This window comes from Micromonospora sp. NPDC005171 (genome assembly GCF_040608575.1).
Taxonomy (GTDB): domain Bacteria; phylum Actinomycetota; class Actinomycetes; order Mycobacteriales; family Micromonosporaceae; genus Micromonospora.
Window position 1 is genome coordinate 119,921 of record NZ_JBEXIM010000008.1, and the last position, 14,053, is coordinate 133,973.

Consider the following 14,053-nt stretch of genomic DNA (forward strand, 5'->3'; position numbering starts at 1 on the left):
CTCAGGCTCCGGTCTGCGCTGTGGTCAGGGCGAGGAAGGCGTCCTCGAGGTTGCGGGAGGTGATCTCGACGTCCCGGGCCGCGGTCCGGGTCAGCAGGTGCCGGGCGATCGCGTCCGAGTCGCCGGTCCGCACCAGCACGCTGTCGCCGCGCACCTCCACTGCGTCCACGCCGGGCAGCGCGGCGAGCGCGGCCTGGTCGGCGCCGGGCAGGGTGGCCCGCACGGTACGGCCGGCGGCCAGGTTCTTGATCTCGGCGGTGGTGCCGTCGGCCACGATCCGCCCCTGCCGGACCAGCACGATCCGGTCGGCGTACGCGTCCGCCTCGTCCAGGTAGTGGGTGGCGAAGATGACGGTCCGCCCGCGTCGGGCGTCGCGGCGCAGGGCCTGCCAGAAGTCCCGCCGACCCTCGACGTCCATGCCGGTGGTCGGCTCGTCGAGCACCATCAGGTCCGGGTCGGGCAGCAGGGCCAACGCGAAGCGCAGTCGCTGCTGCTGACCGCCCGAGCAGCGCCCGACCACCCGGTCGGCGATGCCGGTGATACCGGCCCGCTCCAGCACCTCCGCGGCCGGGCGGGTGTGCCGGTAGAAGTGCGCGGTCATCCGCACCGTCTCGCCCACGGTAAGGTCCTTGAGCAGCCCGCCGGTCTGGAGTACTGCGGCCACCCGACCTCGGGCCACCGCCTCGTCCGGGGTGCCGCCGAGGACCCGGACAGTGCCCGTGTCCGGGCGGGACAGCCCGAGCAGCATGTCGATGGTGGTGGTCTTGCCGGCGCCGTTCGGGCCGAGGAACGCCACCACCTCGCCGGGCTGCACCCGGAGGCTCAACCCGTCGACAGCGGTGACCGTGCCGAAGCTCTTGGTGAGGCCGTCCAACTCGACAGCCAGATGCGTACTGGTCATGCCACTGATGCTCCGGCGACGCGTACCCCGATGCCCGGAGCGGTCGTCACGCCCCGACCGTGACATTTGTCAGGGGCCACCCCGCTCGGTCCCGGAGGGTTTTCCCGCCCGGCAGCGGGTAACCGCCGGGCCGAACGCCGCGACACCGGGAGGACGCGATGGGTGGCACGCCGCAGGGTCAGGTCGACACGATCGTGCTGATCCACGGGCTCTGGATGACGCCGCGCAGCTGGGAGGGGTGGGCCCAGCGGTACACCGAGCGCGGCATGCACGTCGTCGCCCCCGCCTGGCCCGGCATGGACCGGTCCGTGGAGCAGTTGCGCGACGACCCCGGCCCGATCGCCGAGCAGAGCATGGCCACGATCGTCGCGCACTACGACAAGATCATCCGGGCGCTGCCCCGACCGCCGATCATCATGGGGCACTCGTTCGGCGGCCTGTTCGCCCAGGTCCTCGCCGACCGGGGTCTCGGTGCGGCGGTGGTGGGGGTGCATCCCGCGGCGATCAAGGGGGTGCTCAAGGTGCCGCTGAGTCAGCTGCGCTCCGGCTTCCCGATCCTGCGCAGCCCCGGCAACCGCAGCAAGGCAGTCCCGTTCACCCCGGACGACTTCGCCTACACCTTCGGCAACACGATGAGCCGCGAGGACTCCGACCGGGCCTGGCAGCGCTACGCCGTCCCCGGCGCCGGTCGGGTCTTCTTCGAGGGCGCGTTCGCCAACGTCGACCCGCGCTCGCCGGCCCGGGTGGACGTCGGGCGTAACGACCGGGCGCCGCTGCTGCTGATGGCCGGCGGGGCCGACCACGTGGTGCCGGCGTCGGTGGTCCGCACCAACGCGGGGCTGTACCAGAAGTCCCGGGCGCTCACCGCGTACGAGGAGTTTCCCGGCCGCTCGCACTTCACCGTCGGGCAGGACGGGTGGGAGCAGATCGCCGACTACGCGCTGGACTGGGCGCTGCGGGCGGCGGCGCTGCCCCGCGAGGCGACCATCGCCAGCGAAGCCCCCCGCCGCTGACCGTCGCTCGGCCATCAGTCGGACACACATGATCCACTCGTCTTTCATGAAGTCGCGGCATTCCGGGCGCCAGGACACCCCGACTTCACGAAGCCCGAGTGGATCTCCGCTCACCTGGTGAGCCCGTCCCCACCTGGCACCGCCGACTGATCAGGCGGGGCGCCCTCGCATGCCCACGGCCTGGCGGGGTATGTCGGTCGGATGAGGGCCAGTTTCCGGCTTGGCCGGGTCGCGGGGGTGCCGGTCGGCGTCAACTGGAGCGTGCTGGTCATCTTCGCGCTGATCGCGTGGGGGTTGGCCGCGAACCAGTTCCCCCATTCGTACCCCGATCACTCGCCCGTGGCGTACCTGCTCGCCGGGCTGGCCGCGGCGGTGGTCTTCTTCGTCGGCCTGCTCGCCCACGAGGTGTCGCACGCGGTGGTGGCCAAGCGCAACGGGCTGACTGTCGACGGCATCACGCTGTGGCTGTTCGGCGGCGTGGCCGAGTTGCGGGGCGAGCCGCGTGACCCAGGCGCGGAGTTGCGGATCGCAGGCGTCGGCCCGCTGGTCAGCCTGCTGATCGGGGCGTTCTTCGGTGCCATCGCGGCGCTGCTCGCGCTAGCCGGGCAGGGCGGGCTGCTGTTCGGGGCGGTGGCCTGGCTGGCGGGCATCAACGTGCTGCTGGCCATCTTCAACGTGCTGCCGGCCGCGCCCCTGGACGGTGGTCGACTGCTGCGCGCCGCGGTCTGGAAGGCCACCGGCGACCGGACCCGAGCGTCAGTGGTCGCCGCCCGCGCCGGCTGGGTGCTCGGGGTGCTGCTGATCGGCCTGGGGCTGTGGCAGTTCCTGTCCGGGGTCGGTTTCGGTGGGCTCTGGCTGGCGCTGATCGGCTGGTTCCTGATCGGCGCGGCCGGGATGGAGGAGCGACAGGCCCGCACCGGCAACGCGCTGCGCGGGATCCGGGTGGGCGACGTGATGACCCCGCGGCCGCAGACCGCCTCGGCGGAGATGACCGTCGCGGACTTCGTCGACCATTACCTGTTCGCGTACCGGCATTCGGCGCTGCCGCTGACCGATGACGGCCGGCCGACCGGCCTGGTCACCGTCGACCGGGTGCGGGGCGTACCACCGGAGCGGCGGGCATCGACCACGCTGGCCGAGGTGGCCTGCCGAGCCGACCAACTGGTGCTGGCCAAGCCCGGCGAACAGCTCAACGACCTGCTCCCCCGGCTCTCCGAGTGCGCCGACGGCCGCGCCCTGGTGGTGACCGACGACGGCCACCTGACCGGCATCGTCTCCCCCAGCGACATCAGCCGAGCCGTCCAACGCAGCACCCTCCGCACCCCCACCCCCTCTCGTTGAGGATGCGGCGGGGCCGTCGGGGGTCAGCGGGGGAAGTAGTGGTTCAGGGCGTCGGTGTGGAACTTCGCCTTTGGGTCCAGGTCGGTCAGGAGCGCCGTGAAGTCGGCGTATCTGGGGTAGCGGGCGGAGAGTTCGGCCGGATCGGTGACGAAGACCTTGCCCCAGTGTGGGCGGGGCGCGAAGGGTGCCAGGCGCTCCTCCACGGCGGCCACCACCGGCAGCACCGCCGCGGTGTCGTCGATCCAGGTGAAGTGCAGCACGAAGCTGTCCCGCCGGTAGTTCGGGCTGAGCCACAGCTCGTCGGCCGCCACGGTGCGCAGCTCGGAGACCAGCAGCACCGGGGCGATCAGGTCCGCCACGTCGTCAAGCGCGGCGAGCGCGTCAGCCGCCGACGTACGCACGACGTGGTACTCGGACTGCAGTTCGTCGCCGCTGCTCGGGGTGAAGCCGAGCTTGAAGTGCGGCAGCCGCTCGTGCCACGGGCCCGGCTCGCCGAGCTGCGTGGTGCAGTTCTCCGCCGGCATCCCGAGCACCGGGTGCCGGGGCTGGTCGGCTGCTGTGGTGCCCAGCCAGTCCGCCGGGGGCGGCGGCTGGTCCGCCAGCTGTTTGCGCCACACCTCGCGCAGCCGGGGCGCCCGGAAGTCGGTGAAGACACTCACGCTGTACGCCGAGCCGAGCGCCTCGTCCAACGCCGTCCGGTCGAGGCCGAGGCGTACGTACTGGCTCAGCGCGAAGGTCGGCACGACATCCAGTGTGACCCGGGTGACCAGGCCGAGCGCGCCGAGCCCGACCACCATGCCGGCGAACGCGTCGGTGTCGCGGTCCACCCGGAGCAGGTCGCCGTCGGCGGTGACCAGCTCCAGGCCGGCGACCGCGCTGGCCAGGTTGCCGTGGGCCTGGCCGGAGCCGTGGGTGGCGGTGGCCACCGCGCCGGCCACCGAGATGTGCGGCAGCGAGGCGAGGTTGGCCAGCGCGTACCCCTGGGTGTGCAGTTGTCGGGCGACGTCGCCGTAGCGCAGCGCGCCGCTCACCGTGACCTGCCCCCGCTCGCGGTCCACCTCGACGACCGGGGAGAGCCCGGCGAGGCTGACCAGGTCACCGTCGGTGTCGCCGAGACGGTTGAAGGAGTGCCCGCTGCCCACCGCCCGGATCCGGCTGCTGTCGGCGACCAGCCGGCGCAGTTCGTCGACTGACGTGGGCCGGTGGAACGCCTTCGCGGCGTACCGCACGTTGCCGGCCCAGTTGCGGCGCGGAACGTCGGTGGTCGACCCGGCCTGCGGTCCCTGCGCGGTCATGTGGCGGTCTCCCGATCGGTGGTCTCGTGGTCGGCCAACGCGGCGACGAGGGCGTCCAGAACCGTATCCGTCTGGAACGTGTGGTAGCCACGCTGGGCGATCGGCAGACCGGCCGCGGTCGCGCGTTCGATCTCCCCCCGGGCCGCCTGCCGGGTCGACGCGTCTCCGGACATCAGGGCGTCCTGGCCGCGTCGGATCAACCGGTCGACCCGGTCCATCTGGTAGCCACGCAGGCCGACCGGGAGATCCGGGGTGTCGAAGGCGGCGCGCCGCAGCGCGAGCAGGTCGACGAACCGGCCTCCGGCGTAGCGGGTGAGCGCGGCGGACACCTGCTCGGGCTGCTCGCGGACCTGGTCGAGAACGAGCAACTCGACGGCGGGCCGGCCGTCGAGCGGATGGCGGGCGGTCACCGGTTCGATCGTCACACCCGGCACGGAAACCAGCAGCAGTCGCGGCGGCTCGGGACGCCCGTCGCGTCGGGGCGGCTCGTCGAGGACCAGCGCGTCGACCTCGGCCCACCGGATGTCCCGACGCAGGCCGGGCCGGCGGATGCTGAGCCCGTCCGCGTGGATTCCGAACCGGAACGGACGCAACGCGCTGACCAGCGCCACCGCGCCGAGCGCGATCGCCCCCACCGCGATGATCGTTCGTAGCAGGGCGCCGTCGCTGGGATAGACCAACAAGAGCACTCCACCGAGTACGCAGACCAGGGCGAGCAGCCGGGCGCCCCGACTCCGGCGCAGTTCCACGCTCGGACCCCCGTTCATGACCGTGGCGTCGGTCCCCGCATCTTGCGCCAAACCGGTCACCGAGGACACCGGTCGATCGGGCACGGTTGTTCTCGTCATCGTCGGGGAACCCTACGCTCATGAGCAGCTACCGTGATCCGGCCCCACGGGGCCACGTCTTCCCCTCCGAGGAGGAGCTGGACCCCACCGGCACCGGGGTAGAGCAGGCCAGCGCGCCGCCGGTCGGCGGGTTGCCGGGCCACCCGTCGCCCACACCTGGTCCTCGGCCCACACCGGCGCCCGCGCCCGCCCCGACGCCGGTGCCGGCACCCGGGCCGCCGCCGCGCGCCCCCGGCGCGCAGTCGATCGTGACCCGCCACCTGGACGGTTCGGTGGAGGTGGTCACCGACCTGGACGGTGACGGTGTCGCCGACGTCGTCCAGATCGACGTGGACGGTGACGGGATCCCGGACATCACCTACGTGGACAGTGACCGTGACGGACGGCTGGACACCGTGCTGGGCGACCCGAACGCGGTCGGGACGGGCGCCCACCGGGCCTGACCGGCGGCGGCTTTCCACGGCCGTCCGGTCGGCTCAGAGCTTCGCCATCACCTCGCTGGCGACCAGCTCCAGGTGCTCCAGGTCGCTGAGGTCCAGCACCTGGAGGTAGAGCCGCTCGCTGCCGATCTCCGCGTACCGGCCGATGGTGTCGAGCACCTCACCGGGCGTACCCGCCAGGCCGTTGGCCCGCAGCTCGTCCGGTTCGCGGCCAATGGCCGCCGCCCGGCGGGCCACCTCGGCGTCGTCGCGCCCGCAGCAGAGCACAAGGGCGTTGGACCAGACCATCCCGGTCGGGTCCCGGCCGATGTCGACGCAGGCCGCGCGGACCCGGTCGAACTGCGCCGCAGTGTCCGGCACCGAGGCGAACGGAAGGTTGAACTCGTCGGCGTAGCGGGCGGCCAGCCGAGGGGTGCGCTTCGGGCCCGTTCCGCCGAGCAGGATCGGTGGACGCGGCTGCTGCACGGGCTTGGGCAGGGCGGGCGAGTTCCGGACCGGGTAGTACCGGCCGTCGTGGTCGAACCGCTCCCCCGCCGGGGTGGACCACAGCCCGGTGATGACGGCGAGCTGCTCCTCCAGCCGGTCGAACCGCTCGGCCAGCGCCGGGAACGGGATGCCGTACGCGCTGTGCTCCTCGGCGTACCAGCCGGTGCCGATGCCCAGCTCCACCCGGCCGCCGCTCATCTGGTCGACCTGCGCCACGGTGATCGCCAGCGGACCGGGCAGCCGGAAGGTGGCGGCGGTCATCAACGTGCCGAGCCGGATGCGGCTGGTGTCCCGGGCCAGGCCGGCGAGCGTGGTCCACGCGTCGGTGGGGCCGGGTTCGCCGCTCACGTCTCCCATCATCAGGTAGTGGTCGGACCGGAAGAACGCGCCGTAGCCGGCGTCCTCGGCGCAGCGGGCGACGGCGAGCAACTGGTCGTAGCTGGCGCCCTGCTGGGGCTCGGTGAAGATCCGAAGTTCCATGATCCGAGCATAGGGAGCCGGTCGACGGTGCCGCGTCGGGATGGAAACCCAGGTCATATGCTTTGACAGTCATATGACTGGGAAGGCATATTGGGAGGGTGTCGACCGACGCCTTCACCGTCCTCGCCGAGCCCACCCGACGCCGGATCCTCGATCAGCTCCGCGACGCCGAACGCAGCGTCGGCGAACTGGTCGATGGGCTCGGGGTCAGCCAGCCAGCCGTCTCCAAACACCTGCGGGTGCTTCGCGACGCCGGCTTCGTCACCTGCCGGACGGCCGCTCGACAGCGGATCTACCGCCTCGACCCGGGCCCACTGCGGGATGTCGACGGCTGGCTCGACCCGTACCGGCGGCTCTGGGCCCGACACCTGGACGCCCTGGAACAGCACCTCGACAGTCAGGAGCAGTGAATGGACCGCGACGCGTTCCGCCCGAGCGCACCCGCCGACGTGCGCGCCGAGCCCGCCGACGATGGCGCGACACTGGTCTTCGTCCGCGACCTACGGCATCCGCCAGCCACCGTCTGGGCTGCGCTGACCGAGCCGGCCCAGCTCGCGCAGTGGGCGCCGTTTCTCGCCGACCGGGATCTCGGCACCGCCGGCGCCGCCGTGCTCACCCTCGTCGACGGCGAGACCACCCAGGAGCACCCGGCGACGGTACGTCGGGCCGAGCCGCCGCACCTGCTGGAGTACACCTGGGGCGACGACCTGCTGCGCTGGGAGCTGAGCCCGCTGGGCAGCGGCACCCGGCTCATCCTGCGGCACACCGTCGCCGACCGGGGCATGCTGCCGATGGTGGCGGCCGGCTGGCACCTCTGCCTCGACGTGGCCGACCGGCTGCTCGACGGCGACCCGGTCGGCCCGATCCGGGGCGCGGAGGCCAAGGACTTCGGCTGGCCCGAGCTGCGCGACGCGTATGCCGAACGGCTCGGTGAGGGCTGACCGGCACGGCCCGGAGCCACCGCAACCCGGTCAGACGTACGGCCGCTTGGCGTACGCCTCGTGGAGCGCGGCCAACCCGGTGGCCTTCGGCGTCAGGGTGCCCCACCCGGAGTTGAAGTAGTTGGTCCGCACGATCCGGGGCCCACCCTCCGCGTTGAGCTGGGCGATCGCCGGCGGCACCGTGGCGATCCAGGCCGCCTGGTTCGGGATCTCGGCCGACCTGACCCCCCACTCGGCGATGATCACGGGCCGGGACAGCGCCACCGGGCCGAGATCCGCCACCGCCCAGTCCTTGGTGCGCCGAAACCGGGCCAGCGCCGTGTGGCTGGCGTTGGTGCCGTACGCGTTCCACTGGAGATAGTCGAGGCGGGACATCAGCGACTCCGGGTGGGTGCGCTGGAAACAGGCCCGGTCGAAGCCGCCCAGCCCCACCGAGAACGTCGTCCCGACTGGCAGCGTCCGCGCCTTGAACCACGTCAGGATGTAGTTCATCGCCTGCACCGCCCGGGCGTCCGACTCGGCCCAGGTGTACGCCTTACCGTCCTCGGTGGTGCCGAACTCGTGATCGGTGTCCAACTCCGAGGCGAGCTGGATGTTCACCCCGAAGCCGAGCGTCCGGTACTGCGACAGCGCGCGGGCCAGCAACCCGTCGCACTGCCCCCTGATCACCTGGCCGTATCCGTACGCCCTCGGCCAGGTCGTGCCGGGTCGCTGCTGGATGGTCATCGTCGGCGCCGGCACTGTGTAGTTCGTGCCGTCCACCGCGAAGCTCTGCGCCGCGTAGTTCGGAGCGCCGTAGTGCTTCAGCTCCAGGACCATGTTCATCTGCACCCCGGCCTTGCCCAGGTTGACCAGCCAGGGCCGGTTGTAGCCGGGGAAGATGTAGCCGTCGGCAAGGCTGCGGTACTGGGTGAGCGACCGGAAGTTGCCGCCGGCCATGTCGGCGGTCGGATCGGCGCCACCGGAGAGGTAGTAGCCGCCGAGCACGGGTTGGCCCAGGCTGTAGTCGGCCACGGCCGTCGCGGTGTTGCCGGCGGCGTCGCGGACCTGGACGGTAACCCGGGGCATCACGCCACCGACCGATACACGGCCACGGAGCCGTTGTCGGAGACCCGGGTCCAGGTACGACCGGAGTTGTCGGTGACGGTCACTGTGAGCGGGTCGATGACCGCCGTGACCTTCACCGGCGCGCTGCTGTTGCCCTGCGCGTCGGTGACCACGACGGTGACGGTCAGCGGTTTGGTGTCGGCGTCCGAGTAGGTGACGGTCAACAGCATCTGGGCGCCCGGCGCGAAGACGGATGCGTTCAGGGCTGCGGTTGCGGTGGGAGCGGCCATGTCGGGCCCTTTCTGGCTCGATCGCCAGGGCTCGGCGCGCGGTCAGGCGACGCCGGACCCCGGCGGGGTCCACAGTGCGAAAGGCCGGCGGGGCACGGGGACGGTGGGCACGACCGGCGGACGGCGTTGCCTGACTGCCGGAGGTGCTGACGTCCTTGTCCCGATGGGCGGAAGCACCGCTGCGGGCGCCCGCAGGGGTGTCGGTGGCAGCCGCGGCCCGTCGTACGCGCGATCGGCACGGCAACTGTGCCGTGACCGCAACGGCCTCGAGGCCGGGCTGGGTGCGGGCGGCACCGGTGCGGACGATGGTGTCCCCGCCGGGCCGGAGGATCGGGATGTGGCCCGCCACCCGTCTACCTCCACCTGCCCCAAGGGTGCTCTACCAGGGGCTTTACCGTCTTGTCCGGTTTGCGACAAGGGTCGGCGGCGGGGCTCGGCGACGGGGGTCGGCGGCAGGGCTCGGCAGGGCTCGGCGGGGCTGGGCGGGGCTGGGCGGGGCTCGGTGCGACGGCTACTCGGGCCTGGTGCCCCGCACGGCCCAGGCCCGTGCGGTGAGCCGGATCGACCCGTCCGGCTCGACCGGCAGCCGGGTGGCCAGCAACTCCCGCAACGCGGCCCGGTCGGATTCGGCCAACGTCGCGACGTACCCCGGCGCCGACCCCTGACCGCCGAGGAACGGTGTCCAGTAGTCGGCGAAGTCGGTGAAGGCCGTCGGCACGTCGACCGGCCGGACCGATACCTCCCGCAATCCGACCTGCTCCCACAGCGCGTGGAGCGTTTCGGGCTGGCCCACCGTGGTGCGTCTGCCTTCGTCCCGCTCGGCCGAGGCCGGGTCGAGCTGGGCCGCGGCGGCCCAGAAGTGCCGCATCATCGCCATCCCCTCGGCGTAGTCCCAGACGTAGGCGGCCACCACCCCGGCCGGCCGGACCACCCGGGCGAACTCCGCCACCGCCCGCGCGGGCTCCGGCACGAAGTTGAGCGTCAATCCGCTGACCACCACGTCCGCGACACGGTCGGGCAGCGGCAGCGCCCGCGCGTCACCGACCTGGAAGGCCGCCCGGGGGTCGGTGACCCGGGTACGCGCGACCGCGACGAACCCCTCCGACGGGTCGATGCCGGTCACCCGGACGGGATCCGTGGTGGTGAGGATCGTCGAGGTCAGCGCCCCGGTGCCGCAGCCCACATCGAGCCAGTGCCTCCCCGGCGGCACGGCCAACCCGCGCAGGAAGTCCACCGCGACCAGGCGGCTCCACCGACCCACGTACGCCTCGTACGCGTCACCGTTCGCCCACACCGGCTGCGCCATCCCGGCACGATACGACAGGCCAGGGCTGTCGGTGACCGTTCGGATCGGCGGCGTTCATCGCCGTCACGTCGTCGAGCGTCACAACGGCGGGCATGTGCATGCCGACAGCCTCAGCGCTCATGAGTCTCATCCTAGGTAACCAAAGGCACCAACCACCGCACCGAAGGCTCAGCGACGCCGCCGCGCCGGGTCGAGCAGGGCGGGCGGGGTGTCGAACTTCTCGGCCGCGGCAAGGTCGACCCCGGGTGCGACGATCGCGTCGATCGCGTCGAGCACGTCGGGCGGGAGCACGGTGTCCGCGGCGGCGAGCTGGGCGTGCAGGTGGTCGATGGTGCGGGGGCCGATGATCGCGCTGGTCACGGCCGGGTGCGCGGTGACGAACCCGAGGGCGAGCTGGATCAGGGTGAGTCCCGCCTCGTCGGCGACGGTGGCCAACTGCTCGACGGCGTGCAGCCGGGCCTGGTTGGCTGGGACGCTGAGGTCGAAGCGGGCGGGCAGGAGCGCCGAGCGGCTGGTGGTGATCTCCCGGCCGGCGCGGACCGCACCGGAGAGCCAGCCTGAGGCGAGCGGGCTCCAGGCGAGCACGCCGAGCCCGTACTGCTCGGTCACGGGCAGGACGTGGGTCTCGATCCCCCGTTGCAGGATCGAGTAGCTGGGCTGCTCCGTGACGTAACGGCTCAGGTGGTGCTCCCGCGCGGCCCACTCGGCCTGCACCAACCGGTACGCGGGAAAGGTCGAGGAGCCGAAGTAGCGGATCTTTCCGGCCCGTTGCAGGTCGGTCAGCGCCGACAGGGTCTCCTCGTCGCTGGTGGTCGGATCCCACCGGTGGATCTGGTAGAGGTCGACGTGGTCGACGCCGAGACGACGCAGGCTGTTGTCCAGCTCGGTGACCAGCCAGCGGCGCGAGCTGCCGCGCTGATTGCGCTCGTCGCCCATCGGCATGCCGGCCTTCGTGGCCAGCACGATGTCGTCGCGGCGGCCGGCGATGGCCTTGCCGACCATCTCCTCCGATTCGCCCTGGCTGTACATGTCGGCAGTGTCGATCAGGTTGATTCCGGCCTCCAGCGCGGCGTCGACGATCGCCGTCGCCTCGCCCTGGGTGGTGTGCCCCAGTTTGCCGAAGTTCATCGCGCCGAGCACGAGGGTGCTGACCTGGACGCCGGTGCGCCCCAGGGTGCGGTACTGCATGGTTGTTCCTCCACGGAAGGGGTGAGGTGGCACTCGTCCACAAGCTCTGGCATCCTGAGCAAGTGGAACCATGTTCCGCTAAGAACCATACGGAACACGGTTCCGTTTGCCAAGTCGAGCGGTGGGGGTAACGGCGCGGTGGCCGACATCGACTGGAAGCTTCGGCCGGCCTCGGTGGCGGACGTCGAGGTGGTGGCCGAGCTGCGGGACGGGTTCGCACCGGCGTACACCTGGGTCGTCGAGGTGGACGGCGCCTTCGCCGGCTGCGTGGCGCTGCGGCCTGACGCGGACGCCCACTGGCTGGAGCACTTCTACCTGACCCCGCGGCTACAGGGCAGTGGCATCGGCACGGCCGTGCTGCGCGAGGTGCTGGCCCGGTGTGACCGCGCCGGCACGCCGGTCCGACTGAACGTGTTGCGGGGCAGCCCGGCCCGACGGCTGTACGAGCGGCACGGTTTCACGCTCGACACCGAGGATCCGGTGGACGTCTTCATGGTCCGCGCACCCAGGACGATCACCGCCGAGGCCCCGACGGTGTCAATGTAACGTTGACAGATGACGTCGGAGCTGGCCCGGTTGGCGGAGGTTCGCGCTACCCGCGTCCGCCTGGACGCGCAGGAGTTGGAGATCATCGACCGGGCGCGCCACGACGGGGCGACGTGGGCGCAGATCGCGACGGCACTCGGCCTCGGCAGCCGGCAGGCCGCCGAGCAGCGTCGACAGCGGCTGGTGGCGGCGCGGTGGTCGCGGCGGCGGCAGCTCGACCTCCGGCTGCCCCCGCAGATCCCGGCGCTGCGGGCGGCGGTGGCCGACCTCGGCCGGTGGATCGGTGCCGATCAGCGGTGGGACAGCCGCTTTCGTCGAGCGGCACTCGTGCGGAGCACTGTGGACGCCGCGCTGGATGCCGCCCCGGGCTCGCTGTACGAGTTGGCCCTGCACCTCTCCACCGACCTCGCCCAGGCGGGTGAGCGACTACCCGCGCCCGCTCGATCCGCCGCGACGAAGCTCGACATCGCTCTGTCAACGACCCGTTGACAGAGGGCGGCGGCATTGCTTGTGCTTCGCTCAAGCTTGAGGATGTGAGTCACCTCGACTCAACTCGGAGCGCTCATGCGTCGCAACGCGGGCCTGTTCGTGGCGATCTCCCTGCTGTCCGGCTTCGGCAGCAGCGCGATGTCCCTGGTCGCCGGCATCTGGATCCTGGACCTCACCGGCTCCACCAGCCTCGCCGCTCTCGCCGGGCTCTGCGTCTACGCCCCGGTGCTCGCCGGGCCGTGGCTGGGCGGTCTGCTCGACCGGGCGCCCCGACGGCCCCTGGTCATCGCCGTCAACCTCCTGTTGGCCGCCGCCCTGTCGGCACTCCTGGCCGTGCGCGGGCCGGGGCAGACCTGGCTCATCTTCACCGTCTCGTGCGCCTACGGCGTCAGCTACGTGCTGATCGACGCCGGCGAGACGGCCCTGCTGCCGGCGGCGCTGGCACCGACCGAACTCGGCCACGTCAACGGGTGGCGCTCCAGCGCCCAGGAGGGCATGAAGCTCGTCGCTCCCCTGGCCGGGGCCGGCCTCTACGCGTGGCGGGGCGGCCACGCGGTCGCCCTCCTCAGCGCGGCCACGCCGGTCCTGGTCGCCCTCCTGTACGCGGTGCTCCGCCTCGACCGGGCACCCATCGACCAGCCCACCGAACGAGGCGGCGGCCCGCGTACCGGATTGGTGGTCCTGTTCGGACAGCGGGCGACACGGCTGCCGGTCGTGCTCGCGGCGGTGTCGATCGCCATGTCCGGCTTCACCACGGCGGGGATCTACGCGGTCGTCGTCACCGAACTGCGCCTGCCGACGACGTTCCTGGGGGTGCTGGCCAGCGCGCAGGGTGCCGGCTCCATTCTCGGTGGCCTGATCGTCGGCCGGCTCATCGCGGCGAGAGGTGCCGGTGCCGTCGGTGTCGCCGGGACGGCGCTGTTCGCCGTCGGCTGCCTGGCGCGTTGCCTGCCGTGGTGGCCGGCCACCGTCGTCGGGGCGGTGGTGGCCGGCGTCGGGCTGCCCTGGACCCTGGTCGCGGCGGTGACCGCCGTGCAGACCCACACGCCGTCGGCGCTGTTGGGACGGGTCTCCGCGACGGCCAACACCGCGATGTTCGGACCGCTCGTCGTGGCGATACCGCTCGGCGCCGTGGCCGTCCACCTCGGCGCCCGCCCGCCGGTCATCGCCGCCGCGGCGATTTGCCTGACAGCCGTGGTGGTGGCCACGTTCCACCGCCAGTCGGCACCGTCCGACGAGACGCCGACCGCGCCGGCGCCGCGTCGAACGGCGAGAGGTGCGCGGCGAGGCGCGGCGGCGCGTGCAGCGCCTCCAGCAGGGCCACGACCCGGTCGGGCAGGGGCCGGAGCGGCGGGTCCGCGGGTGCGGTGAGGGCGCGGCACAACGAGTCGACCGTCACCGCGGCAAGGGTACGACCACCACGCGCGCCCGGTCCCTCTCGC

16 protein-coding genes are annotated in these 14,053 nt (G+C 72.3%); 8 read left to right on the forward strand and 8 right to left on the reverse strand.

Going from position 1 to position 14,053, the window contains the following annotated elements; translation table 11 throughout:
* Position 1 precedes the first annotated feature (1 nt).
* Positions 2–901 carry an ABC transporter ATP-binding protein gene (locus tag ABZU74_RS14010; RefSeq protein ID WP_355422720.1) on the reverse strand — a complete coding sequence of 300 codons (900 nt, stop codon included), beginning with the start codon at positions 899–901 and terminating at the stop codon, positions 2–4.
* A gap of 158 nt (positions 902–1,059) precedes the next feature.
* Between ABZU74_RS14010 and ABZU74_RS14015 the strand changes: the two genes are divergently transcribed.
* Together ABZU74_RS14015 and ABZU74_RS14020 are read left to right on the forward strand one after the other, a co-directional pair.
* Complete coding sequence (locus ABZU74_RS14015; protein ID WP_355422723.1) at positions 1,060–1,914, forward strand: alpha/beta fold hydrolase; 855 nt, start codon at positions 1,060–1,062, stop codon at positions 1,912–1,914.
* Positions 1,915–2,115: 201 nt separating this feature from the next.
* Complete coding sequence (locus ABZU74_RS14020; RefSeq protein ID WP_355422726.1) at positions 2,116–3,255, forward strand: site-2 protease family protein; 1,140 nt, start codon at positions 2,116–2,118, stop codon at positions 3,253–3,255.
* Positions 3,256–3,278: 23 nt separating this feature from the next.
* On the opposite strand, the gene ABZU74_RS14025 is transcribed toward ABZU74_RS14020, so the two are convergent.
* Positions 3,279–4,550: an FAD-binding protein gene (locus ABZU74_RS14025; RefSeq protein ID WP_355422729.1), complete on the reverse strand. Its 1,272-nt coding sequence runs from the start codon at positions 4,548–4,550 to the stop codon at positions 3,279–3,281.
* The gene (locus ABZU74_RS14030) at positions 4,547–5,317 is read right to left on the reverse strand and encodes a hypothetical protein (RefSeq protein WP_355422732.1); all 771 of its coding nucleotides are present in this window, start codon (positions 5,315–5,317) and stop codon (positions 4,547–4,549) included. The genes ABZU74_RS14025 and ABZU74_RS14030 overlap by 4 nt, the downstream gene beginning before the upstream one ends.
* A gap of 101 nt (positions 5,318–5,418) precedes the next feature.
* On the opposite strand from ABZU74_RS14030, the gene ABZU74_RS14035 reads away from it, so the two are divergent.
* The gene (locus ABZU74_RS14035) at positions 5,419–5,841 is read left to right on the forward strand and encodes a hypothetical protein (protein ID WP_355422734.1); all 423 of its coding nucleotides are present in this window, start codon (positions 5,419–5,421) and stop codon (positions 5,839–5,841) included.
* A gap of 33 nt (positions 5,842–5,874) precedes the next feature.
* Here ABZU74_RS14035 and ABZU74_RS14040 read toward each other — a convergent pair whose 3' ends face one another.
* Positions 5,875–6,804, reverse strand: coding sequence for an LLM class F420-dependent oxidoreductase (locus tag ABZU74_RS14040; RefSeq protein ID WP_355422737.1), 930 nt, complete (start codon positions 6,802–6,804; stop codon positions 5,875–5,877).
* A gap of 98 nt (positions 6,805–6,902) precedes the next feature.
* On the opposite strand from ABZU74_RS14040, the gene ABZU74_RS14045 reads away from it, so the two are divergent.
* On the forward strand, positions 6,903–7,214 hold the full coding sequence (locus ABZU74_RS14045) for a metalloregulator ArsR/SmtB family transcription factor (protein WP_355422739.1): 312 nt from the start codon (positions 6,903–6,905) through the stop codon (positions 7,212–7,214).
* On the forward strand, positions 7,215–7,745 hold the full coding sequence (locus ABZU74_RS14050) for an SRPBCC family protein (RefSeq protein WP_355422742.1): 531 nt from the start codon (positions 7,215–7,217) through the stop codon (positions 7,743–7,745).
* A gap of 30 nt (positions 7,746–7,775) precedes the next feature.
* On the opposite strand, the gene ABZU74_RS14055 is transcribed toward ABZU74_RS14050, so the two are convergent.
* The 4 genes from ABZU74_RS14055 to ABZU74_RS14070 all read right to left on the reverse strand — a co-directional run bounded on the left by ABZU74_RS14055 (position 7,776) and on the right by ABZU74_RS14070 (position 11,576).
* On the reverse strand, positions 7,776–8,813 hold the full coding sequence (locus ABZU74_RS14055) for a hypothetical protein (RefSeq protein ID WP_355422745.1): 1,038 nt from the start codon (positions 8,811–8,813) through the stop codon (positions 7,776–7,778).
* Positions 8,813–9,082, reverse strand: coding sequence for a hypothetical protein (locus ABZU74_RS14060; protein ID WP_355422748.1), 270 nt, complete (start codon positions 9,080–9,082; stop codon positions 8,813–8,815). Before ABZU74_RS14060 ends, ABZU74_RS14055 begins: the two co-directional genes overlap by 1 nt.
* 511 nt (positions 9,083–9,593) lie before the next feature.
* Positions 9,594–10,388, reverse strand: coding sequence for a class I SAM-dependent methyltransferase (locus tag ABZU74_RS14065; RefSeq protein ID WP_355422751.1), 795 nt, complete (start codon positions 10,386–10,388; stop codon positions 9,594–9,596).
* A 168-nt stretch (positions 10,389–10,556) separates the two neighbouring features.
* On the reverse strand, positions 10,557–11,576 hold the full coding sequence (locus ABZU74_RS14070; RefSeq protein WP_355422754.1) for an aldo/keto reductase: 1,020 nt from the start codon (positions 11,574–11,576) through the stop codon (positions 10,557–10,559).
* 138 nt (positions 11,577–11,714) lie between these two features.
* On the opposite strand from ABZU74_RS14070, the gene ABZU74_RS14075 reads away from it, so the two are divergent.
* From ABZU74_RS14075 to ABZU74_RS14085, 3 genes are all read left to right on the forward strand, one after another.
* Positions 11,715–12,122, forward strand: a complete 408-nt coding sequence (locus ABZU74_RS14075) for a GNAT family N-acetyltransferase (RefSeq protein WP_355422757.1) — start codon at positions 11,715–11,717, stop codon at positions 12,120–12,122.
* A 9-nt stretch (positions 12,123–12,131) separates the two neighbouring features.
* Positions 12,132–12,611 (forward strand): hypothetical protein, encoded by a 480-nt coding sequence (locus tag ABZU74_RS14080; protein WP_355422760.1) that lies wholly within the window; start codon positions 12,132–12,134, stop codon positions 12,609–12,611.
* Positions 12,612–12,686: 75 nt separating this feature from the next.
* Positions 12,687–13,982, forward strand: coding sequence for an MFS transporter (locus ABZU74_RS14085; protein ID WP_355422763.1), 1,296 nt, complete (start codon positions 12,687–12,689; stop codon positions 13,980–13,982).
* Positions 13,983–14,053 lie beyond the last annotated feature (71 nt).